Here is a 21,374-nt window from a genome sequence, read left to right as displayed (position 1 = left end):
GCTCTGCACTCTGACGCGGGGAGGACGGAATGCCGCTTGAAATTCTGCTAATTCTGGTGGTCGCAGGCATTGCCGGAATAACCCTGCTGTTGCACCTGACCGGAAAGTCCGAACTGCGCATCCTGACGCACGAGACGGCGCGGGCGGATTGGCAGCGCCATTTTCCCGAGGATGTGGTGATCGATGTCACGGTGTCGCAGGACGGCCATGCGGCGCTGGTTCGTACGGCGACCGGTCCGGGCCTGTTGTGGGCTTTCGGGGCCGACACCGTGGCGCGGCACCTGCAGGATTTCGACTGGATCGAACAGCCCGACGGGTTCGAGTTTCAGTTTCACGACTTCGCCACCCCCCGCACCCTCATCCGCCTGGACGACATTGAACGCCAGCACTGGCGGAACCTGATGGACCCGGAATGACTGATCAGATTACCTTTCCCGACGCCGTGCAATGGGCCGTGCCATTCTTCATCGCCGCGATTCTGGCCGAGTTTTTCTGGATCGCCGTCAAAGGCAAAGGTGGCCGGTATGAGACGCGGGACGCCGTGACGTCTTTGATCATGGGCGCGGGCAACATTGCGTCCGGGTTTCTGCTGGGCTTCATCGCCTATGCGTTCTTCATGTGGCTGTGGCAGATCACGCCGCTGAATCTGGGCACCTCGATCCCGGTAATCATCCTGTGCTTTGTGCTGGACGATTTCCGTTATTACTGGGTGCACCGGTTCGGCCACCGCATCCGCTGGGTCTGGGCCAGCCATGTGAACCACCACAGCTCGCAGCATTACAACCTGACCACGGCGCTGCGGCAGACCTGGACCTATACGTTCACCTTCATGATGGTGGTGCGCGCGCCATTGATCCTGCTGGGGTTCCATCCGGCGATGGTGCTGTTCGTCGGCGGGCTGAACCTGATCTACCAGTTCTGGATCCATACCGAGGCCATCGGCAAGATGCCCCGCTGGTTCGAGGCGGTGATGAACACGCCCAGCCACCACCGCGCCCATCACGGTCGCAACGCGCGCTATCTGGATTGCAACTACGCAGGCGTTTTCATCATCTGGGACAAGCTGTTCGGCACTTTTGTACCGGAACAAGAGGATGACAGGGTCGATTACGGGCTGGTCCACAATATCGGCACTTTCAACCCGCTGCGCGTGGCTTTCCATGAATGGGTCGGCATCTGGCGCGATGCGACCCAGCCGGGGCTGAGCCTGCGCCAGCGACTGGCCTATTGCTTTGCACCGCCGGGTTACAGCCATGATGGCAGCCGGGACAGCTCGGACCAGATCAAAGCCAAGCACATCGCCCGCCATCCGGAGGATCGCGGAACGCCCGGATTCGAGCGATTCACCGAAAACGCGCCCAATACGCAGGCAGAACGCGCCTGAATTCCGGCGGAAATCCGCGTATCAGTTTGAAATCACGCCGGGCCAGTCCATATCGAGCAGGTATTTGATGTGCGAGTGATCGGAGACCAACATGACCCGCGTGACAACAACTGCAACCGCGATCGGGCTTGTGGGTCTTGCAATGGCGATGCTCGCAGCGCTGAGCACCAGCCCAAGCCCCGTCTTTCTGGCACTGGGTTTCGTGATGATGATCATCGGCCTGTTCGGGGCTGTGATCGGCGCGGCGGCCTCTCTGGCCCGCGCCTGACTGGCTTGCCAGCCTCCAATCGGATGTTTTTCCCCCGTCTTTAACTGCGGATTCATACATTTGCCGTGAAACTGTGGCCGAACCCCTGATCGGCAACAGACCGGACACTGGCAATCATGCGGCAGAAGACACGCGCGGACATTCCTGAAGGGTCCGAAAGCCCCCTAAACTCGGCCCTGTCCAGCCGGGACCGCTCGGTTTTGCAGATGGCGACCGAAGCGGTGAAGCACAAGCAATGCAAACTGGCCTTTCAGCCGGTGGTGCAGGCGCAGGACCCGTATGGCGTAGCCTTCTATGAAGGGTTCATCCGGGTGCTGGACGAGACCGGCCGGGTGATCCCTGCGCGCGAGTTCATGCCGCAGGTGGAAAACACCCCCATCGGGCGCGAACTGGATTGTGTCGCGCTGGAACTGGGCCTGCGGACGCTGATCCGGAACCCCGGCATCCGGCTGTCGATCAACATGTCCGCGCGGTCCATCGGCTATGCCCGCTGGTCCCGTGTTCTGGACCGGTTTCTGAAAAAAGAGCCCGGGTTGGGCGACCGGCTGATCCTTGAAATCTCCGAGGATTCGGCCATGCAGGTGCCCGAACTGGTGGTCGATTTCATGGACCGTCTGCAAGACCGGGGGATCGCCTTTGCGCTGGACGATTTCGGGGCCAGCAATTTCAGTTTCCGCCATTTCCGCGAGTTTCTGTTCGACGCCGCCAAGATTGACGGCCAGTTCGTGCGGGGCGTCAGCACCAATCCGGACAATCAGGCCCTGGTCCGCGCCCTGATCGCCGTGGCTCGCGAATTCGAGATTCTGGTGACCGCCGAATCGGTCGAAACAAGGCAGGATGCAGAGTTTCTTGTCGCCAGCGGCGTCGACTGCCTGCAGGGCTTCCTGTTCGGTGCGCCAACCGTCAGCCAACCGTGGCGCGATGAAAAGAACGCTCAGGCAAGGGCTTAGCCGGGCGTTTCGGTCGCAAGTTCTTGCCCGCCTGCGTCATGAGACAAGCTGTCCGTTGCTGCAATTGCAGCATTACGTTAAGGCAGGTGGTGCTGGAGCGGGGGATCGCCAGGCGCTCTTGTTATCGGCGGGATTGCATTCTGCTGCCGGTGCCGTCAGATTTCCCACAGGACCATGACGGTAAAGGACTGATTATATGACCAACGTAGTTATCGCATCCGCCGCACGCACCGGTGTCGGCAGTTTTGGCGGCTCGTTTGCGAACACCCCTGCACATGATCTGGGCGCTGCCGTCCTGGAAGCAGTGGTCGAACGCGCCGGTGTCGACAAAGGCGAAGTAAGTGAAACCATCATGGGTCAGGTTCTGACCGCGGCTCAGGGTCAGAACCCTGCACGTCAGGCCCATATCAACGCCGGCCTGCCACAGGAAAGCGCGGCCTGGGGCATCAACCAGGTTTGCGGCTCGGGCCTGCGTGCCGTGGCGCTGGGTGCCCAGCACATCCAACTGGGTGATGCCGAGATTGTCGCCGCCGGTGGTCAGGAAAACATGACCCTGTCGCCCCACGCCGCCGCTCTGCGCGCCGGTCAGAAAATGGGCGACATGAAATATATCGACACGATGATCCGCGACGGTCTGTGGGATGCGTTCAACGGCTATCACATGGGTCAGACCGCGGAAAACGTCGCCGAGAAATGGCAGATCAGCCGCGACATGCAGGACGAGTTTGCCGTCGCCAGCCAGAACAAGGCGGAAGCCGCGCAAAAGGCCGGCAAATTCGCCGATGAAATCGTGCCTTTCACCATCAAGACCCGCAAGGGCGATATCGTGATGGACAGCGACGAATACATCCGCCACGGCGCAACGATGGAGGCAATGGCCAAGCTGCGCCCCGCCTTCACCAAGGACGGCTCGGTCACGGCGGCAAACGCCTCGGGCCTGAATGACGGCGCGGCGGCGACCCTGCTGATGTCGGCCGAGAACGCCGAGAAGCGCGGAATCGAACCGCTGGCCCGTATCGCATCTTACGCCACCGCCGGTCTGGACCCGTCGATCATGGGCGTCGGTCCGATCTACGCCTCGCGCAAGGCGCTGGAAAAAGCGGGCTGGTCGGTTGACGATCTGGATCTGGTCGAGGCCAACGAAGCCTTTGCCGCGCAGGCCTGCGCCGTGAACAAGGACATGGGCTGGGACCCGTCGATCGTGAACGTGAACGGTGGCGCCATCGCCATCGGCCACCCGATCGGTGCCTCGGGCTGCCGCGTCCTGAACACGCTGCTGTTCGAAATGAAGCGCCGCGACGCGAAAAAGGGTCTGGCGACCCTGTGCATCGGCGGCGGCATGGGCGTCGCCCTGTGCGTGGAGCGCGACTAAGTGCTCTGACAAGCAAATAGAAAAGGGCGTCCGCGGGCGCCCTTTTTTGTTACATTGGGGCGCTACCCCAACAGATGCGACGATATTGCCACGCGGAAATCTCAAAATTCATGACGAAACAATATTGCGCACGATCACCTCTCAAAGTAACAGCATTACCAAGACGACTAAAATTGGAGGATTCCTAAATGGCACGTACAGCACTCGTTACCGGCGGTTCTCGCGGCATCGGCGCAGCAATTTCCAAGGCGCTCAAGGCCGAAGGGTACAATGTTGCGGCCACCTATGCAGGCAATGACGAAGCCGCCGCGAAGTTCAGCGAAGAAACCGGCATCAACACCTATAAATGGAACGTCGCCGATTACGGTGAATCCAAAGCGGGCATCGAAAAGGTCGAGGCCGAGGTCGGCCCGATTGACGTGGTGGTGGCCAATGCAGGCATCACCCGCGACGCGCCGTTCCACAAGATGACCCCGGAACAGTGGCAGCAGGTGATCGACACCAACCTGACCGGCGTGTTCAACACGGTTCACCCGGTCTGGCCCGGTATGCGCGAGCGCAAGTTCGGCCGCGTGATCGTCATCAGTTCGATCAACGGGCAAAAGGGCCAGTTCGCGCAGGTCAACTATGCCGCCACCAAAGCCGGTGATCTGGGCATCATCAAATCGCTGGCGCAGGAAGGCGCGCGGGCCGGAATCACAGCCAACGCGATCTGCCCGGGCTACATCGCCACCGAGATGGTGATGGCGGTGCCGGAAAAGGTCCGGGAAGCCATCATCGGCCAGATCCCCGCAGGCCGCCTTGGCGAAGCGGATGAGATTGCGCGCTGCGTGACCTTCCTGGCGTCGGACGATTCTCAGTTCATCAACGGCTCGACCATTTCGGCCAACGGGGCGCAGTTCTTCTCCTGATCCCTGGTGCAGACACAAATGGGGCCGGTCCAATTGGGCCGGCCTTTTTGCGTGCCGCCACACAGGGTTTGTGACAGGCCGGAAAAGTCAGCGTATACGGCTGTCAGAGTCGAATCGATCCCAGCAGGCCTTTCACCCCATGACCAGAAACCGCGCCACCGCCATCGGATTTATTGCCGTTCTTCTCTGGTCGCTGCTGGCCCTGTTTACGGTCGGCTCGGCCCCGACCCCGCCGTTGCTGCTGAACGCGATCTGCTTCAGCATCGGCGGCACGCTGGGTCTGATCTGGACATGGCAAACCGGCGGTTTGGGGCAGCTGCGCGCGGTCAGCTGGAAGGTCTATGCGTTCGGAACGGTCGGTCTGTTCGGCTATCACGCGCTGTATTTCTCGGCCCTGCGCATGGCTCCCGCCGCCGAGGCCGGTCTGATCGCCTATCTCTGGCCCCTTTTGATCGTGCTGTTTTCCGGCCTGCTGCCGGGAGAGCAGCTGCGCCCCGGCCATCTGATCGGGGCCAGCCTGGGGTTTGCAGGGGCGGCGCTGATCATCACCGGCGGCGGCAGCGCCGGGTTCCAGATCGACCACCTGCCGGGCTATGCGCTGGCGCTGCTCTGTGCGGTCACATGGTCGGGCTATTCCGTCCAGTCCCGGCGGCTGGGCGAGACACCGACAAGCTCGGTCGCGGTGTTCTGTGTGCTGACGGCCATTGCCTCATGGCTGCTGCATTTCGGGCTGGAGGAAACGGTCTTTCCCGACACCGCGCTCAGCTGGGCGTCCACGCTTGCGCTGGGGCTGGGGCCCGTTGGACTGGCGTTTTATTTGTGGGATATTGGGGTCAAACAGGGCGACATCCAGATGCTCGGCACCAGTTCCTATGCGGCACCGCTGTTGTCTACCCTTGTTCTGGTTGTAGCCGGGATCGCCATGCCGTCATGGGTTCTGGCGATCGCGGCCCTGCTGATCACCGGCGGGGCCGCCCTTGCGGCGCGCGCCAGCCTGACTCGTTAACTGGACAGGCGTTCGATTTCTTCTTTCAGCTTCAGTTTTTGCTTTTTGAGTTGAGCGATATGGAGATCATCGATGCCTGGAGAGCGTTGGGCTTCTTCTACCTCAAGACCGAGACTTTCGTGCTTTTTCTTCAGTTCGGTCAGATGTGCGCTCACGCTCATGGCGATCCTCCTTCTGTCTGTTTCTGAGTGTTACGTAAGAAGTTGATCATATCGTTTCCAGTCTGTCACGCCGCAGACGCACAGAATCTGTCATAAATCCGACAATTTCGGCTGGTCATTGCCGATGAACGCTAAAACCCCGGCAGCGCGGCCCCGTCGCGCAGCACCAGCGACACCTCGGGCGTATAGCTGTCGCCATCCCGTTCGTGCCGGTCGCCCCGATGTAAAATGAGCGGCGCATGCAGGCGAAATGCCGTACGCCCGCCTTTGCGTGCGCGCAGGATCACCAGCTCGGCCGCGCGGCCCGTTCGGGCGCTCAGGGGCAGTATCTCGACCGATCCCAGCCTTTGGTCGCAGGCCGAAAGCATATCCGGCAGGCGATCAGCCTTTTGGATCATGTGCAGATATCCGCGCGGCCCAAGGCGCTTGGCTGCCACGTCGATCCAGTCCGCTAACGCGGTCTGTTCGCCCAACGCAATGCTGCGCCCCTTGTCTTCGGCTGGGCTGTGTGCGCCGGCGCGGTAATAGGGCGGGTTGGCGATGACGTGATCGAACTGGCGTTGTTTCAGATCGGTCGGCAGTGCGGTCAGATCGGCCTGCACAACCTCAAGGTCCACGTTGTTTTCACTGGCATTCCGCCGCGCCAGATCGGCATAGGCGGGCTGCAACTCAACCCCCGATAGCCGCAGGCCCGGAACCCGCGCGGCAAGGCACAGAATCGCAGGCCCTGCCCCGCAGCCCAGTTCCAGCACGTGCTGCCCCGAAGTCGCAGGGACCGATGCGGCCAGAAACACAGGATCGACCCCGGCGCGGTATCCTGTGACAGGTTGCCACAACCGAACGCGCCCGCCCAGAAAGTCGTTGCAGGTCAGATCGCTGTCCGGAAACCGGTTCATCGCCCCAATGGAATCTCGTTGTCGCGCATCACGCGTTCTGCGCGGGTCAGGTCCTCGGACCGGACCATCAGGCGGCGGGGGAAGATTCCGATGCCGCCTTCGAGGATGCTCATATTTACGTCCATCTGAAAGCAGTCTATATCCTCGCCTTCAAGAAGAGCGGATGCAAAGGCCAGGATTGTCGGATCGGTGCTGCGCAAAAGTTCTTTCATGGGGATGGATGTAAGGGCAAGGATAGGCAGAAGTCGAGCCTTGTATCAGGAGTGTGATGGACGTCGACGCGATCTCGAAACCGCATGAGCGGCTCGCCGAAATTCTGACCGGCGAAATGGAGGCGGTGAACAGCCTGATCCGCACGCGGATGGCGTCGGAACATGCGCCTAGAATCCCCGAGGTGACGGCCCATCTGGTCGAGGCCGGCGGCAAGCGCCTGCGCCCGATGCTGACACTGGCTGCCGCGCGGCTGTTCGGCTATGCGGGCGACCATCACGTGCGTCTGGCGGCCACGGTCGAGTTCATCCATACTGCGACCCTGCTGCATGACGACGTGGTCGATGAAAGCGGCCAGCGGCGCGGGCGGCCCACGGCGAACCTGCTGTGGGACAACAAATCCAGCGTTCTGGTCGGCGACTACCTGTTTTCCCGCAGCTTCCAGCTGATGGTCGAAACCGGCTCGCTGCGCGTTCTGGACATTCTGGCCAACGCCTCGGCCACAATTGCCGAAGGCGAAGTACTGCAGATGACCGCAGCCACCGACCTGCGCACGGATGAAAGCGTGTACCTGCAAGTTGTGCGCGGCAAGACGGCGGCCCTGTTTTCGGCCGCAACCGAAGTGGGTGGCGTGATCGCCGGGGCGTCCGAAGCGCAGGTCAAGGCGCTTTATGACTATGGCGATGCGCTGGGGATTGCGTTTCAGATTGCCGATGACCTTCTGGATTATCAGGGCGACAGCAGCGCCACAGGCAAGAATGTGGGCGACGATTTCCGCGAACGCAAGCTGACGCTGCCGGTTATCAAAGCCGTCGCGCAGGCCACACCGGAAGAGCGCGCATTTTGGGAACGTACCATCGAGAAAGGCCGCCAGCAGGATGGCGATCTGGATCAGGCGCTGGCCCTGATGAACAAGTACAAGACGCTGGAGGCCACCCGGTCAGACGCCCGCAGCTGGGCGGCGAAGGCAAAAACAGCACTCGAAGCGTTGCCGGATCACGAGATTCGGACCCTGCTGCGCGATCTGGCGGATTACGTGGTCTCGCGGCTCAATTAAGCTGCGTAGCGCGGCACCACCATTCGGGATGCGCCGCGCCGATCTCGTAAGCCGCGAAATGCGCCGCCTTCATCGACGGGTAGAGCGCGAAACAGGTTGAGCCTGACCCCGACATGCGGGCCAGCAACACGTCCCGCGTTCCGCCCAGTTCATCAAGAACCCGTGCGATTGCCGGGGCGATTTCCATGGCGGGCCGTTCCAGATCATTGCGCTGGCCTGCAAGCCAATGGGCGCACTCGTCCGGTCCGTCAAAGGACGGAACCACCGCTGGCATCGCCGGATTGTTGCGCGTTTTCATCGCGTTGAACACCGCGCCCGTGGGCACTTCGACGCCGGGATTGACCAGCAATGCGTAGAGCAGCGGCAAGGTCACGGGCGAAATCTGTTCACCTATACCCTGCATCCGTGCGGCCTTTGCCACCATGCAAACCGGCACATCCGCGCCCAGAGACACCAACGCATCCGGCGACAGGTTGAAACCCTGATCGGAAAACGCGCGCAACGCCGCCGCCGCATCGGATGACCCGCCACCGATCCCGCCGCCATGGGGCAGCACTTTGTTCAAAGCGATGTGGCCAGCCCAACCCGCCGCTTCGGCGGCTTGCCAGACCAGATTGCGATGATCGTCAGGCACACCGGGCGCATGTTCGCCGGTGATGGACATGGACAGGTGATCGCCCGGCGTGAACTCCAACCGATCCCCCACATCCGCAAACACAACCAGCGAATCCAGCAGGTGATAGCCATCCTCGCGCTGGCCGGTCACATGCAGGGTCAGGTTGATCTTGGCCGGCGCGAAGGCCTCAGTTGCCATTGGCGACCTTCAGCGGGTCGGCGCCTTCTTCGGCCAGAACCGCGTCCAGACCGATTTCAAGCTTGCGGCGGATGCGATCGGGGTCGGCTTCGCCATCCGTATCCTCGGGGTCGATGAAGGACAGCGCCCGGCTCCACTGGAATTCGGCCTCGCGCCCGCGCCCGACAGCCCAGTAGACATCGCCCAGATGATCGTTCACCACAGGATCGACCGGCATCAATTCCACCGCGCGCTCCATATGCTCGACCGCTTCGTCATAGCGGCCCAGACGGAACAGCACCCAGCCGAGGCTGTCGACGATATAGCCGCTGTCCGGGCGGGTGGCGACGGCGCGTTCGATCATGCTCAGCGCCTCGTCCAGTTTTTCCTGCCGTTCGACCAGCGAATAGCCCAGGTAGTTCAGCACCTGCGGCTGATCCGGGTTCAGCTCCAGCGCGCGGCGGAAATCGGCCTCGGCCTGGTCCCAGTTCTTGAGGCGCTCGTGGCAGATCCCGCGCGCATAGTGCAGGAACCAGTTGCCGGTTGCGCCCTCTTCGGTCAAGGCAATCGCTGTGTCGTATGAGGCGACCGCAGCCGTATAGTTTTCCTGCCGCCGTTGCAGGTCGGCAAGGGCGACATGGACGCTGGGAAGATCGGGCCTTTGCGCCGCAAGGTTTTGCAGAACCTCAACGGCGGCATCGGTTTTGCCGGACCGGCCCAGAACCTCGGCCCGGCCCAGTTCGGCGACGTGATGATCCAGACTGCCCGGCGGCACCTTGCGATACGCCGCGACGGCCAGATCGTTCTGGCCCAGCTCGTCCAGCAACTCGGCGCTCAGCAGGATGGCATCGACGTGATCGGGGCGCAGGAAGCTGGCCGTGCGGGTATAGAGCAGGACATAGTCATGCGAGGCTTCGGTGTTCAGCGCGGCACCGACGGTAAAGAAAATCTCGGCCATGCCGTCCTGCGCGGATCGGGCATGGGTGAAAGGCAGGGTTTCCCCCGCGCTCAGCCGCGCCGAATAATCGTCGATTGAAGGGTCATTGCCTGCCGCAAAAACCTTGTTCAGAAAACCCAGCGCGTCTTCGTTGCGGTCCAGTTGCGACAGGACCTCGGACCGGGCAAGGGCCGCGCGGCGCGTGAACTGGGCGACCGCGCCGTCATTTGCGGCAAAAATCGCCTCGGCCCCTTCGAAATCTCCGATCGAAGCCAGCGCCATCGCCTTGTGATACAGGGCAAACTCGCGCAGACCGTCCTGGGTGGAGACAGTATCGAACTGCTCCATCGCCTTGGTCATCTCGCCCTGCCCCAGATAGGCCCAGGCGATCATCAGCCCGTCGACCAGGGGCCCGACGCCCTGCGTTTCGGGGTCGCGTGCCAGCAGTTCGTCCAGTTTCCCGTCGGCGATCAGATTGGCCGAGATCACCATGCGCGCAGGCTGGCTGTTCAGACCGGCCTCTTCGATGGATTGCGCAATCGGCAGGGCGCGCTGAACCTCGCCCAGCGCTAGACGCGCCAGAAGCACGCTTTCCAGCAGTTTTTCGTTCTGCGAGTCGAATTTCAGCGCCTGCGCATAGTATCTTTCGGCTGCGGTATAGTCGCTTTCATAGATCGCCTGACGCCCGGCCAGATAGGACCCGGCCCCGGTATCCGCAAATCCGGGCATTGCGACTGAGGATGAAAGCAGCACGGCCAGCGCCGCGCGACGAACCAGGGAAACCACCGAAATCCTGCCTTGCTATCGTTGTCTGAACGACAAGCTAGGGCTTTGGCAGACAAGAGGCAATGGCAGAGCCTTCACGACCCTGCCAACGACCGTATTTTGCTTACATGTTGGGATAGTTCGGGCCATCCCCGCCCTGCGGCGTGGTCCAGGTGATGTTCTGGCTGGGGTCCTTGATGTCACATGTTTTGCAGTGCACGCAGTTCTGGAAATTGATGACGAATCGCGGACCGTCTTCATCCTCGACCATCTCGTATACTCCCGCCGGGCAGTAGCGCTGCGCCGGTTCGTCGAACCTGGGCAGGTTCACTTTGACCGGAATTTCGGGGTCGGCCAGCTTCAGGTGGCAGGGCTGGCTTTCCTCGTGGTTGGTCGCGGCAAAGGACACGTTGGTCAGGCGGTCGAATGACAGCACGCCATCGGGTTTGGGATAGTCGATGGGCTGGTGCTTGCTGGCCTCTTCGGTCGAATCCGCATCGTTCTTGCCGTGGCCCACCGTGCCGAACAGCGAAAAGCCCAGCGTGTTGGTCCACATATCCAAACCACCCAGCATCAGGGATGCGGTCAGGCCGTATTTCGACCACAGCGGCTTAACGTTGCGAACTTTTTTCAGGTCGGCACCGATGGCACCGTCGCGCACGTCGGTCTCATAGGCGGTCAGTTCGTCGCCCGAGCGGTCCGCCTTGATGGCGTCAAAGGCGGCCTCGGCCGCCGCCTTGCCCGACAGCATTGCGTTGTGGTTGCCCTTGATGCGCGGCACGTTGACCATGCCCGCCGAACAGCCCAGCAGCGCCACGCCCGGCGCGACAAGCTTGGGCATCGACTGATAGCCGCCCTCGGTGATCGCCCGCGCGCCATAGGCCACGCGCTTGCCGCCTTTCAGCAGGTCGGCCACCATCGGGTGATGCTTGAAGCGCTGGAATTCCATATAGGGGTACAGGTGCGGGTTCTTGTAGTTCAGGTGCACCACGAAGCCGACATAGACCTGATTGTTTTCAAGGTGATAGATGAACGACCCACCGCCCGCATTGCTGCCCAGCGGCCAGCCCATCGTGTGCGTGACCGAGCCCTCTTTGTGCTTGGCCGGGTCGATCTCCCAGATCTCTTTCATGCCGACGCCGTATTTCTGCACCTCTTTGCCCGCAGACAGGTCGTATTTGGCGATCACTTCCTTGGACAGCGAGCCGCGCACGCCTTCAGACAGGAAGACATATTTGCCGTGCAGTTCCATGCCCGGCTCGGTCTGTGGGCCATAGGACCCATCGGGTTCCAGACCGAAGACACCGGCCACCACGCCCTTGACCTCGCCATTGTCGCCATAGACCATCTCGGAACACGCCATGCCGGGGAAGATTTCAACGCCCAGTTCTTCGGCCTGTTCGGCCATCCAGCGGCAGACATTGCCCATCGAGACGATGTAATTGCCGTGGTTGTTCATCAGCGGCGGCATCGGGAAGTTGGGGATGCGGATTTTTCCCGCCTCACCCAGCATGTAGAAGTTGTCTTCATGCACCGGCACGTTCAGCGGCGCGCCTTTTTCCTTCCAGTCGGGGATTAACGCGTCCAGCCCGCAGGGGTCCAGAACCGCGCCCGACAGGATATGCGCACCCACTTCCGAGCCCTTTTCCAGAACCACAACGTTCAGGTCCGCATCCAGCTGTTTCAGACGGATGGCCGCCGACAGGCCCGCGGGGCCTGCGCCCACGATCACCACATCGTATTCCATCGCTTCGCGTTCAATCTCGGCCATCGCGGGCTCCTTAGCTAACTTTCCGAATTGGCGCTCTCACCGCATGGTCTGCGCAATTTTGTTTCACGGCTGATTACATGGTCGGAAAGACCTTGGTCAATCAAAACACGGCGTAACATTGCTGCAATGCGGCAGTTATGCCTCGGGAGCATCGCCCATCAGGTATCTGGGACCGCTACCATGGGATTTGGCACGGTCATCGGGGTTGTAAAGGGCGCATTTCGGCAGGCTCAGGCAGCCGCAACCGATGCAGCTATCCAGATTGTCGCGCAACCGCATCAGAGTATCGATTCGCTGATCCAGACGGGCGCGCAGGCCGGTGCTGATGTTTTTCCAATCCTGCGGCGTCGGCGTGCGGTTTCCGGGCAGGCCCGACAGCACCTCGCGTATTTCAGGCAGGGTCAGGCCGAATTGCTGGGCGATCATGACAAAGCTCAGCCGCCGGATATCGGCGCGCTGGTAGCGCCGCTGCCGGCCCGCGTTGCGCCAGGGCGAGATCAGCCCCTGCGCCTCGTAATACCGGATGGCCGAAACCGCCAACCCCGTCCGCTGCGCCAACGCGCCGATGGATAATCCGTCGGAAGCTGCCATCTGACCCTCGTAAAAAACATCTTGACCTAAAGTTAGGTTTAGAAATTACGGTGAGTCGGGACATATCTCAAGTTGAAAAAGGGAGATCCCATGATGGCAACGCTTGAACACACCAATTTCACCGTCCGCGACCCGCAGGCCTCGGCGGCGTGGATGCACAAGGTGTTTGGCTGGAAAACCCGCTGGGAAGGTCCCGCAATCGCGGGCGGCTACACTGTACATGTGGGCAGCCAGCACACCTATCTGGCACTTTATGCGCCCGAGAACCCCAAACAGTCCGGCGAAAGCAGCTATGACATCGTCGGCGGGCTGAACCATGTGGGCGTTCTGGTCGAAGACATCGACGCGACCGAGGCCCGTGTGATCGAGGCCGGTTTCACCCCCAAGTCGCATGCGGATTACGAGCCGGGCCGGCGGTTCTATTTCGACGATGACAACGGCATCGAGTTCGAGGTGGTTCAATATGATTGAATTGCTCTGGCTTGGAACCGAGGCGCACAGATGGCGGCGCGGGGATCTGTTGGGCCAACGCCACAGGCGACCGCCGCCGCCACGACGGCGCTAAATCGCGAATTGAACGGGCGGGGTCTTGTCGGCTCTTGCATTTCACGCGCTATTTGGGTCAGGTATTTGACGACCCATCTTTCGCCCCGGCGCTTTCCACGCGGCGGGGCGGCTCAATTTATGCGTGGACGACAAGAATATGGAAAAGATTCCCATGACGCCTGCGGGCAATGCCGCGCTCGAGGCGGAATTGAAAAACCTCAAATCCGTCGAGCGCCCAGCGATCATCGAAGCGATTGCAACCGCTCGGGAACTGGGCGACCTGAAAGAAAACGCCGAATATCACTCGGCCCGCGAAAAGCAGGGTTTCATCGAAGGCCGGATCAAAGAGCTTGAGGGCATCCTGTCGCTGGCCGATGTGATCGACCCGGCCAAGCTGTCGGGCGCGATCAAGTTCGGGGCCAAGGTGACGCTGGTCGACGAGGATACCGACGAAGAAAAGACCTGGCAGATCGTCGGCGAATATGAGGCCAATATCGAAAACGGTCTGCTGAACGTCAAATCGCCCATGGCACGCGCCCTGATCGGCAAGGATGAAGGCGACAGTGTCGAGGTGCGCACCCCCGGCGGCGTGCGGTCCTATGAAGTTCTGAATATCGAATACGCCTGACCCGGAGCGCGCGTCATGTCGGGGCCCAACCCAGACCCGGAAAGTGAACGGCCAACCTCATTGGGCATCTATGATCGTCCCAAGCAATCCAGCGTGACCGGGATCGAGATCGCGGCGCTGGTGCTGAGCGTGATCTGGCTGGTCGTCTCGGTCGTGTTTCTGGTCCTGCCCGGTCAGGGACAGGGCGGGTTTGTCGTGTCCTTTCTGGCCGTTTTCATGCCGGTGGCGATGATCTGGGTCGCCGCCACCGCCATGCGCGCCAGCCGTGTGATGCGCGAGGAAAGCGCGCGGCTGCAAACCGCCATCGACGCAATCCGGCAGGCCTATGTCATCCAGCAGCAGCGCGCCGCCAGCACCTCCGAGCCAGCTGTGACCAAGAAGCTGGATGAAATCGCCGCCGCTGCGAAGAAAACCGAAAGCGCGCTGGCGACGTTTTCGACCAAACGCAATGAACCGGTGGCCGCGGGTGTCCGGGCGTCTGCGACGGACGACCAGACCTCGCTGGAACTGGGCACTCCGGCCGAAGATATCGCGCCGCCGCTGACAACGGGTATCTTCATCCGGGCGATGAATTTCCCCGAGACCGAGAAGGACACCGAAGGCTTCAATGCCCTGCGAATGGCGTTGAAAGACCGGAAGGCCGCACAACTGGTGCAGGCCTCGCAGGATGTTCTGACGTTGCTCAGTCAGGAAGGCATCTATATGGATGACCTGCGCCCCGACATGGCCCGGCCCGAGATCTGGCGTCAGTTTGCCCAAGGCGCGCGGGGCCGCTCGATCGCGGCCCTTGGCGGCATTCGCGACCGGTCGTCGCTGGCTTTGACGGCAGCGCGGATGAAACAGGACCCGATCTTTCGCGACGCCGCGCATCACTTTCTGCGCCGCTTCGACAACATGATTGTCGAGTTCGAGCCGGATGCCAGCGACAGCGAACTTACGGCGCTGGGTGAGACGCGAACCGCCCGTGCCTTCATGCTGCTGGGCCGTGTGGCCGGGACCTTCGATTAGTCCCGCGTGACCGCACAACTCATCTTCGTGGCGCTGCTGAAGCCGAAAATGTACCGAAACGGGCCGGTCTGTTCCTGACCGATGGCCCGGAACCCCTCACGCTCGTACAAGGCGCGCGCACGGGGGTTGGAGTCGATCACGTCCAGATGCACCTGCGTCGCTCCGGTTCGGCGCGCCTCGGCCTTGATGGCCGTCAGCAGGGCGGTGCCCACCCCCTGCCCGCGCGCCTCTGCCGCGACGAAAATGCCGTCCATCTGGAACACACCGGGCTGCAGGTCCCGTTCAAGAACGCTCAGGACCGCCGCACGCCACAACGCGCCGAACCAGCCATAAACGGCTGCCAGATCGGACATGCTGCCCCCGGCCAACCCGCCTTTGTTGGTCTTGAACCCCGCCAGTCCCAGCATGGCGCCATCCGGGTCGCGCGCAACCAGCGCAAAGTCCGGATTCAGGGCGCGTTCAAAGAAAGCGATACCCTTTTCATCCGGCCCCATCACCCTGTTCAGCTTGGCCGAAAACGCCTGCCAGAACAGTTTGGCCGCCAGGGGCCGCTCTGCCGGGCTGAACCCGCGCGATACGGTGACGGTCACAGACCGAAACTGCCATAGGGCAGAAACCGCACCATGTCGCCGGGTTCTATATCCCGCGCGCCGTCCTCGATTTCCACCAGCCCCTCGGCCCAGCTAAGGCCGCTGATCCGGCCCGATCCTTCGGAATGGAACACCTCGGCCCGACCATCGCGGATGCGCGCCCGCAGGTATTCCCGCCGCCCCGGCTTTTTGCGCTTCTCGAACGCCGCCGGAACGTCGAACCCCTGCGGTTCCGACCAGCCTTCGCCCGACATCAGGCCCAGAGCCGGGCGGGCGAAGATCAGAGTGCACACCAGGGCCGCCACCGGATTTCCCGGCAGGCCAAATACCGGCGTGCGCGCCCACAGGCCCAACGCCAGGGGACGGCCCGGTTTCAGCGCGATGCGCCATTCCTGCATCGCCCCGGCCTGCCGCAACAGGGCCGAAACATGGTCTTCATCCCCCGCCGAGGCACCGCCGCTGGTCAGAACCACATCCGCCTGCTCAGCCGACGCGTCCAGCCGTGCCCGCAGAGTTTCACGATCATCGGCCACCCGGCCCATATCGACCGGGACAAATCCCATGCGCTTTATCAGAGACAACAGCATGGGGCGGTTGGCGTCATAAATCTGCCCCGGCCCGGCGGCCTCTCCCGGTTCGACCAATTCGTCACCGGTGGACAGAACCGCCACGCGCAACGGTTTGCGCACCGAAACCTCTGCCACGCCGATGGCCGAGAGCAAGGCCAGATCGGCGGGGGTCAACCGGCGGCCAGCGGGCAGCGCTGCGTCGCCCTCGGCCACGTCTTCCCCGGCATCACGGGCGTTTGCCCCGAGCTTCAGAGGGCCGTTGAAGGCGATATGCCCATCTTTCAGGGTCACGTCTTCCTCAAGAATGACCGTATCCACCCCGGCTGGCAGCGCCGCGCCGGTCAGCACCCGCAGCGCAAAACCTGCAGGGACCTCGCCGTCAAACGGGACACCGGCGGCGGCGCGCCCTTCGGCCAGCGGCATCACCTGCGCACCCTCGGGCGCGCGCCCGGCAAAGCCGTACCCATCCACCGCGCTGTTGGGCAGCGGCGGGTTTGACCGTTTCGCGATCACATCTTCGGCCAGAACACGGCCCATAGCTTGTGGCAGCGCAACCGTCTCAATACCTGTCACCACGCGCAACCTGTCGCGCAGCAGGGCCAGCGCGTCATCCACCGGGGTCCAGTTCACCCCCGCAGGCAGAGCGAAACAATCGTTGCGCAAGGGCGGCGGGGCGATGTCAGGTGTGCTCATAATCCGACCTCCTGAAGGATGAAATCCGCGATGGCAGCGGTGTCGTTCAGATCGAAAACCGGGACGTGCAGATCCAGCGGTGTATCACTGGCCACAGCGCGGACCGTCGCATCGCTGCCCGCGATCAGCGGGTTTCCGGCTTCGGCGCGAAACGCCTCGACCTTGGGATGGTCTTCGCGTTTGAACCCTTCGATCAGCACCAGATCGACCGGAGACAGCCGTGCCAGAAGCGCATCCAGCGTCGGTTCGGGGGCACCGCGCAGCTCCTGCATCAGCGCGACGCGCTGGCCCGAGGCCAACAGCACCTCACGCGCCCCCGCAGCCCGGTGGCGATAGCTGTCGGTGCCCGGCTGATCGACATCGACAGCGTGATGGGCATGTTTGACGGTCGAGACCGAGAATCCGCGCCCGGATATCTCGGCCACCAGACGTTCCATCAACCCGGTTTTGCCCGCGTTTTTCCAGCCGGTGACGCCGTAGACCCTCATGCCTGCTCCAGCAGTCTTTGCGCCCGTTCCAGATCGGCGGGCGTGTTGACGTTGAAGAACGGATCGAACGGGTCTGCCGCAAACAGCGCCTCGCGCCCGTCATGCCGGTCAGTCCACAGCACCACCTTGCGCAGCCCATCGTTCAGGGCGGCGCGCAAATCATCGCGCAGCGCCACGGGCCAGAGACCAAAGGTCGGATGCCGGTTGACCCGCTTGCCGCCGCCGGATTTCAGCGCCTCTTCCCCGGTGCGCGGGGTCGTCGCCAGCACCAGCGGATGGGTCTGCCCCTGGGCGGCATCCACCAGACGCGCCACCAGATCGCGCGGAAAGAACGGCGTGTCGGCGGCGGCTGTGACGATGCAATCGGCCCCTTCCTGCGCGGCCCAATCCAGCCCCGCCAGAACCCCGGCCAGAGGGCCCGCGAACCCTTCGACCGAATCCGCGATCACCGGCAGGTTCAGATCCGCAAATCGTTCTGGCTCGCCATTGGCATTCAGCGCCAGAGCGTCCACCTGCGGGGCCAGCCGGTCTATCACATGGCCCAGCAGGCTTTGCCCGCCAAGCTGCAACAGCCCCTTGTCGCCGCCACCCATCCGGGTGGCAAGACCGCCTGCGAGGATTATGCCGAGGGGGCGGGTCATGTGTGGACCTCAAATTCCGGCCATTTTCGGAATTTCTCAGTTGGCAAAAAAGCGCAGATGAGGATGCATACACAAAACAGAGCGTACCACAATCCTCTTGGTGTTCCTGTGAATTCTGCAATCGAGCGACTCAGACCGATGAAAGACGGAACAAAGAAGAGCACAACAAAAATACCAATGAACAGCATAAAGCGCCGATACCGGCGTGCTGCTTTCTGAGTATCGTCGGACAAGCCTGCAACACCGGGCAACCCGTGCAAAATGACCCGCTGAAGCGCCACGTTTTGCTGTTGCGTCATTAATCCCCATGACTGCCAGCCCAATTGAAACGGAGTACGCAAATCGAAGACCCCGATGTATTCCCTTGGCGTCCATCCCAATCGATTGAGCGTGTCGCTGTCCAATTCAGCCATGCCTTCAACAACTGCTCGCCTGCTGCGTCCAAAGCTGCGCAGAAACAAAAAATACAACGGAAGAATGCCAAGCGAAACAATAGCGAGAGCAAGGATATAGAGTGTGTCCAAAGTCATCCCGCACTCTTCCGCCTGTGTTTCTTATCCTCAACCGCCACGCTCGCCGGATCGACATCCCTCACCAGCCGGTCCTCGCCCGACAGGCACACGAACCTTTGCCCGCGCATGCGGCCGATCAGGGTCAGGCCGACCTCGCGCGCGATTTCCACGCCCCAGGCGGTGAAGCCCGAGCGGGATGCCAGAACCGGAATGCCCATCGTCGCTGTCTTGATCACCATCTCGGATGTCAGACGGCCGGTCGTGTACAAAATCTTGTCCGCCGCCGCCTCACCCTCGGACAGCATCCAGCCTGCGATCTTGTCGACGGCATTGTGGCGGCCCACATCCTCCATATAGACCAGCGGGCGGCTCTTATGGCACAGGACGGTGCCGTGGATCGCCCCGGCCTCAAGGTACAGGGACGGAGTGCGGTTGATTTTCGCCGCCAGATCATACAGCCACGAGGTGCGCACCTGCACCTGCGGCAGGCGCACATCCTCGAGCCCCTCCATCATGTCGCCGAACACCGTTCCCACCGCGCAGCCGCTGGTGCGGGTCTTTTTTTTCAGCTTGTCCTCGTACGAGGTTTCGCGCGCGGTGCGCACCACCACGGTTTCCAGATCGTCATCGTAATCGACGCGTGTGATCTTATCATCCGGCAGCAACATGCCCTGATTGCGCAGGAAGCCCAGCGCCAGATATTCGGGGTAATCGCCGATGGTCATCGCGGTCACGATTTCCTGCGCGTTCAGGAAAATCGTCAGCGGGCGCTCCTCAACCACCGAGATGTGGCTGACCTCGCCATTCTGGTCCACCCCGTCGACCGCGCGGGTCAGACGGGCCGCTCCGGGATCGGGGGCGATGATGTAATCCGAGACATCCAATTCCGTGGCCAATTGCAACCCTTTCCCAAGACCGCTACTGCTGCTGCCGTCACCATAGGATTTAGCCATGGCCTCTGCCACATCCAAGTCATACTTCTGGAAGGGTTTTCGGGACGGCACGCCGTTTATCTTCGTGGCCGCTCCCTTTGGCATGCTGTTCGGCGTGTTCGCGACCGAGGCCGGGTTGAACATCGTCCAGACCATGGCGTTTTCGGCCACCGTGTTTGCCGGGGCCGCGCAATTCACCGCCCTGCAGCTTTTGCAGGACAACACGCCCACGGTGATCGTGTTGATCTCGGCGCTTGCGGTCAATCTGCGGGTCGCGATGTATTCGGCCTCGCTGACGCCCTATCTGGGGGCGGCGCCGTTCTGGCAGCGGGCCTGCGCGGCCTATCTGATCGTGGACCAGTCTTACGCCAGTTCCATCGTGCGGTTCGAGAAAGAGCCCGAGATGACCGTGCCGCAGCGCATGGCCTATTTCGTCGGCTCGGTCACGCCGATCACGCCGCTTTGGATGCTGGCCACCTATCTGGGGGCCGTGCTGGGGACACAGATCCCGGAAAGCTGGGCGCTGGATTTTGCCCTGCCGATTACCTTTCTGTCCATGATCGGTCCGATGATGCGAAGTTTGGCCCATGTGGTGGCTGCTTTGGTCGCTATCGCTGTCGCGCTGCTGACCGTTGGCGTGCCGTTCAATCTGGGCCTGCTGATCGCAGGCGCGGCGGGCATGGTTGCAGGCGCACAGACCGAATTGATGTTGGAGCGGCAAAAGACATGACACAGATCGACCCGACCACCATGTGGATCATCATCGCCGGTCTGGCAGTTGGCAGCTACACCCTGCGGTTCACCTTCATCGGGCTGGTCGGAGACCGCCCGATGCCGCCCTGGCTGCTGCGCCATCTGCGCTATACCGCAGTTGCGATCCTGCCCGCACTGATCGCGCCGCTGGTGGTCTGGCCCCCGGCCACGGATGGCCAGCCGGATGTGCCGCGCATGGCGGCTGCGGCAGTTGCGTTGGGGGTCGGCCTGATCACAAAGAACGTTCTGGCCGCGATTTTCAGCGGCGCAGGGGTGCTTTACGGACTGTTGTATCTACTGGGCTGACGCATCCAGCTGATTGAGCCGCACGTTGTTCGCCGCCAGACCTTTTTGCAGGTCCGCATCGTCGTTCTCGCGATATTCCTCGGTCACGACACCGGGAAGCTGCCCGAATTGCTTGGACAGTTTGACCGGGTAGAAGGTCACGTCGATCTCTTCAAACCCCGGCACCTGCTGCAACAGGCGGGCGGTGGAGTTCGCGCAATAGGCCCCGGCAACCGGCCCGGACTGTTTCGCCAGTTGCAGCGCAATCTCGGCCTGTTGCGGCGAAACCTCGATGGTCTGGATGCGGGCATAATGCGTCTCGCGCGCATGGGCGCTGCGATAGGCGCGCTCGACCGCGGGGGTGATGCCGTAAAGAACATCGTCCTTCATCGGAACCACATCCGCCCGGAACGAGCCTGCGGGGTCAAAAATCACCCGCTCGCTGCCACCGATCATCAACGAGGTATGCGCGCCCGAGCCGGTGCGCGTGTTGATCATCGTATAAAGCGTCAGGGTCGAGGGGCCGGGATCGCGGTAAGACCGGGCCGTTATTTCAGACTGATCCGCCTGCGGGCGGCTCGAACCCGCGCAGCCTGCCAGTGTGGCCGCCAGAAGGCAGGCAATCAGAATACGGAACACGGCTGCCCCCGTTTTGGC

The 21,374-nt window shown here is 62.1% G+C and carries 27 protein-coding genes; 13 read left to right on the top strand and 14 right to left on the bottom strand.

Annotation, left to right across the window (positions count from 1 at the left end; translation table 11 throughout):
- Positions 1-29: 29 nt before the first annotated feature.
- The 7 genes from ACR0EZ_RS14450 (at position 30) to yddG (ending at position 5,891) form a co-directional block, all read left to right on the top strand.
- Entirely contained in the window at positions 30-416 is a 387-nt protein-coding gene (locus tag ACR0EZ_RS14450; RefSeq protein WP_480614163.1) for a hypothetical protein, read from the top strand.
- Positions 413-1,384 (top strand): sterol desaturase family protein, encoded by a 972-nt coding sequence (locus ACR0EZ_RS14445; protein WP_480614161.1) that lies wholly within the window; start codon positions 413-415, stop codon positions 1,382-1,384. Before ACR0EZ_RS14450 ends, ACR0EZ_RS14445 begins: the two co-directional genes overlap by 4 nt.
- A 91-nt stretch (positions 1,385-1,475) precedes the next feature.
- The gene (locus ACR0EZ_RS14440) at positions 1,476-1,652 is read left to right on the top strand and encodes a hypothetical protein (RefSeq protein WP_480614159.1); all 177 of its coding nucleotides are present in this window, start codon (positions 1,476-1,478) and stop codon (positions 1,650-1,652) included.
- A gap of 116 nt (positions 1,653-1,768) precedes the next feature.
- On the top strand, positions 1,769-2,602 hold the full coding sequence (locus ACR0EZ_RS14435; protein ID WP_480614157.1) for an EAL domain-containing protein: 834 nt from the start codon (positions 1,769-1,771) through the stop codon (positions 2,600-2,602).
- Positions 2,603-2,798: 196 nt separating this feature from the next.
- Positions 2,799-3,974 (top strand): acetyl-CoA C-acetyltransferase, encoded by a 1,176-nt coding sequence (locus ACR0EZ_RS14430; RefSeq protein WP_480614155.1) that lies wholly within the window; start codon positions 2,799-2,801, stop codon positions 3,972-3,974.
- Between the two features lie 188 nt (positions 3,975-4,162).
- Positions 4,163-4,885, top strand: coding sequence for an acetoacetyl-CoA reductase (gene phbB, locus ACR0EZ_RS14425; protein WP_480614153.1), 723 nt, complete (start codon positions 4,163-4,165; stop codon positions 4,883-4,885).
- A gap of 139 nt (positions 4,886-5,024) precedes the next feature.
- Positions 5,025-5,891, top strand: coding sequence for an aromatic amino acid exporter YddG (yddG, locus tag ACR0EZ_RS14420; RefSeq protein ID WP_480614151.1), 867 nt, complete (start codon positions 5,025-5,027; stop codon positions 5,889-5,891).
- Here the strand turns inward: yddG and ACR0EZ_RS14415 are convergent.
- The 3 genes from ACR0EZ_RS14415 to ACR0EZ_RS14405 all read right to left on the bottom strand — a co-directional run bounded on the left by ACR0EZ_RS14415 (position 5,888) and on the right by ACR0EZ_RS14405 (position 7,160).
- Positions 5,888-6,052 (bottom strand): YdcH family protein, encoded by a 165-nt coding sequence (locus ACR0EZ_RS14415; RefSeq protein ID WP_480614149.1) that lies wholly within the window; start codon positions 6,050-6,052, stop codon positions 5,888-5,890. The two genes, yddG and ACR0EZ_RS14415, sit on opposite strands and share 4 nt — an antisense overlap.
- 131 nt (positions 6,053-6,183) lie before the next feature.
- Positions 6,184-6,948 carry a tRNA1(Val) (adenine(37)-N6)-methyltransferase gene (locus ACR0EZ_RS14410; protein WP_480614147.1) on the bottom strand — a complete coding sequence of 255 codons (765 nt, stop codon included), beginning with the start codon at positions 6,946-6,948 and terminating at the stop codon, positions 6,184-6,186.
- Positions 6,945-7,160 carry a putative signal transducing protein gene (locus ACR0EZ_RS14405; protein ID WP_152456800.1) on the bottom strand — a complete coding sequence of 72 codons (216 nt, stop codon included), beginning with the start codon at positions 7,158-7,160 and terminating at the stop codon, positions 6,945-6,947. The genes ACR0EZ_RS14410 and ACR0EZ_RS14405 overlap by 4 nt, the downstream gene beginning before the upstream one ends.
- Positions 7,161-7,216: 56 nt before the next feature.
- Between ACR0EZ_RS14405 and ACR0EZ_RS14400 the strand changes: the two genes are divergently transcribed.
- Positions 7,217-8,215 carry a polyprenyl synthetase family protein gene (locus ACR0EZ_RS14400; protein ID WP_480614145.1) on the top strand — a complete coding sequence of 333 codons (999 nt, stop codon included), beginning with the start codon at positions 7,217-7,219 and terminating at the stop codon, positions 8,213-8,215.
- On the opposite strand, the gene ACR0EZ_RS14395 is transcribed toward ACR0EZ_RS14400, so the two are convergent.
- The 4 genes from ACR0EZ_RS14395 to soxR all read right to left on the bottom strand — a co-directional run bounded on the left by ACR0EZ_RS14395 (position 8,208) and on the right by soxR (position 13,072).
- Entirely contained in the window at positions 8,208-9,029 is an 822-nt protein-coding gene (locus ACR0EZ_RS14395; protein WP_480614143.1) for a 4-(cytidine 5'-diphospho)-2-C-methyl-D-erythritol kinase, read from the bottom strand. The genes ACR0EZ_RS14400 and ACR0EZ_RS14395 overlap by 8 nt on opposite strands.
- Positions 9,019-10,731 (bottom strand): tetratricopeptide repeat protein, encoded by a 1,713-nt coding sequence (locus ACR0EZ_RS14390; protein ID WP_480614141.1) that lies wholly within the window; start codon positions 10,729-10,731, stop codon positions 9,019-9,021. Before ACR0EZ_RS14390 ends, ACR0EZ_RS14395 begins: the two co-directional genes overlap by 11 nt.
- A 103-nt stretch (positions 10,732-10,834) precedes the next feature.
- On the bottom strand, positions 10,835-12,481 hold the full coding sequence (locus ACR0EZ_RS14385) for an electron transfer flavoprotein-ubiquinone oxidoreductase (protein ID WP_480614139.1): 1,647 nt from the start codon (positions 12,479-12,481) through the stop codon (positions 10,835-10,837).
- A 135-nt stretch (positions 12,482-12,616) separates the two neighbouring features.
- Positions 12,617-13,072: a redox-sensitive transcriptional activator SoxR gene (gene soxR / locus ACR0EZ_RS14380; protein WP_480614137.1), complete on the bottom strand. Its 456-nt coding sequence runs from the start codon at positions 13,070-13,072 to the stop codon at positions 12,617-12,619.
- A 90-nt stretch (positions 13,073-13,162) separates the two neighbouring features.
- Here soxR and ACR0EZ_RS14375 point away from each other — a divergent pair, with 90 nt between their 5' ends.
- From ACR0EZ_RS14375 to ACR0EZ_RS14365, 3 genes are all read left to right on the top strand, one after another.
- The gene (locus tag ACR0EZ_RS14375) at positions 13,163-13,543 is read left to right on the top strand and encodes a VOC family protein (protein WP_480614135.1); all 381 of its coding nucleotides are present in this window, start codon (positions 13,163-13,165) and stop codon (positions 13,541-13,543) included.
- 232 nt (positions 13,544-13,775) lie between these two features.
- Complete coding sequence (gene greA, locus ACR0EZ_RS14370) at positions 13,776-14,246, top strand: transcription elongation factor GreA (RefSeq protein ID WP_480614133.1); 471 nt, start codon at positions 13,776-13,778, stop codon at positions 14,244-14,246.
- A gap of 15 nt (positions 14,247-14,261) precedes the next feature.
- Positions 14,262-15,254: a hypothetical protein gene (locus ACR0EZ_RS14365; protein WP_480614131.1), complete on the top strand. Its 993-nt coding sequence runs from the start codon at positions 14,262-14,264 to the stop codon at positions 15,252-15,254.
- Here ACR0EZ_RS14365 and ACR0EZ_RS14360 read toward each other — a convergent pair.
- Genes ACR0EZ_RS14360 through ACR0EZ_RS14335 form a run of 6 tightly spaced genes read right to left on the bottom strand, consistent with a single transcriptional unit; the run spans position 15,251 to position 19,700 of the window.
- Complete coding sequence (locus ACR0EZ_RS14360) at positions 15,251-15,844, bottom strand: GNAT family N-acetyltransferase (RefSeq protein ID WP_480614129.1); 594 nt, start codon at positions 15,842-15,844, stop codon at positions 15,251-15,253. The two genes, ACR0EZ_RS14365 and ACR0EZ_RS14360, sit on opposite strands and share 4 nt — an antisense overlap.
- A complete protein-coding gene (locus tag ACR0EZ_RS14355) occupies positions 15,841-17,106 on the bottom strand; it encodes a molybdopterin-binding protein (RefSeq protein WP_480614127.1) in 1,266 nt (421 codons plus the stop codon). The genes ACR0EZ_RS14360 and ACR0EZ_RS14355 overlap by 4 nt, the downstream gene beginning before the upstream one ends.
- The gene (mobB, locus tag ACR0EZ_RS14350; protein WP_480614125.1) at positions 17,103-17,594 is read right to left on the bottom strand and encodes a molybdopterin-guanine dinucleotide biosynthesis protein B; all 492 of its coding nucleotides are present in this window, start codon (positions 17,592-17,594) and stop codon (positions 17,103-17,105) included. The genes ACR0EZ_RS14355 and mobB overlap by 4 nt, the downstream gene beginning before the upstream one ends.
- Positions 17,591-18,235 carry a molybdenum cofactor guanylyltransferase MobA gene (mobA, locus tag ACR0EZ_RS14345; RefSeq protein ID WP_480614123.1) on the bottom strand — a complete coding sequence of 215 codons (645 nt, stop codon included), beginning with the start codon at positions 18,233-18,235 and terminating at the stop codon, positions 17,591-17,593. The genes mobB and mobA overlap by 4 nt, the downstream gene beginning before the upstream one ends.
- A complete protein-coding gene (locus ACR0EZ_RS14340) occupies positions 18,232-18,765 on the bottom strand; it encodes a hypothetical protein (protein WP_480614121.1) in 534 nt (177 codons plus the stop codon). The genes mobA and ACR0EZ_RS14340 overlap by 4 nt, the downstream gene beginning before the upstream one ends.
- Complete coding sequence (locus ACR0EZ_RS14335; RefSeq protein ID WP_480614119.1) at positions 18,762-19,700, bottom strand: formate dehydrogenase accessory sulfurtransferase FdhD; 939 nt, start codon at positions 19,698-19,700, stop codon at positions 18,762-18,764. Before ACR0EZ_RS14335 ends, ACR0EZ_RS14340 begins: the two co-directional genes overlap by 4 nt.
- On the opposite strand from ACR0EZ_RS14335, the gene ACR0EZ_RS14330 reads away from it, so the two are divergent.
- Complete coding sequence (locus ACR0EZ_RS14330) at positions 19,699-20,409, top strand: AzlC family ABC transporter permease (protein WP_480614117.1); 711 nt, start codon at positions 19,699-19,701, stop codon at positions 20,407-20,409. The two genes, ACR0EZ_RS14335 and ACR0EZ_RS14330, sit on opposite strands and share 2 nt — an antisense overlap.
- Positions 20,406-20,738: an AzlD domain-containing protein gene (locus ACR0EZ_RS14325; RefSeq protein WP_480614115.1), complete on the top strand. Its 333-nt coding sequence runs from the start codon at positions 20,406-20,408 to the stop codon at positions 20,736-20,738. Before ACR0EZ_RS14330 ends, ACR0EZ_RS14325 begins: the two co-directional genes overlap by 4 nt.
- Here the strand turns inward: ACR0EZ_RS14325 and ACR0EZ_RS14320 are convergent.
- Complete coding sequence (locus tag ACR0EZ_RS14320; RefSeq protein WP_480614113.1) at positions 20,727-21,356, bottom strand: hypothetical protein; 630 nt, start codon at positions 21,354-21,356, stop codon at positions 20,727-20,729. The genes ACR0EZ_RS14325 and ACR0EZ_RS14320 overlap by 12 nt on opposite strands.
- Positions 21,357-21,374: the final 18 nt, after the last annotated feature.

The organism is Ruegeria sp. AK4 (assembly GCF_056541025.1).
Note: the sequence above shows the minus strand (reverse complement) of the source record. Positions and strands in the feature narration are given on the sequence as shown.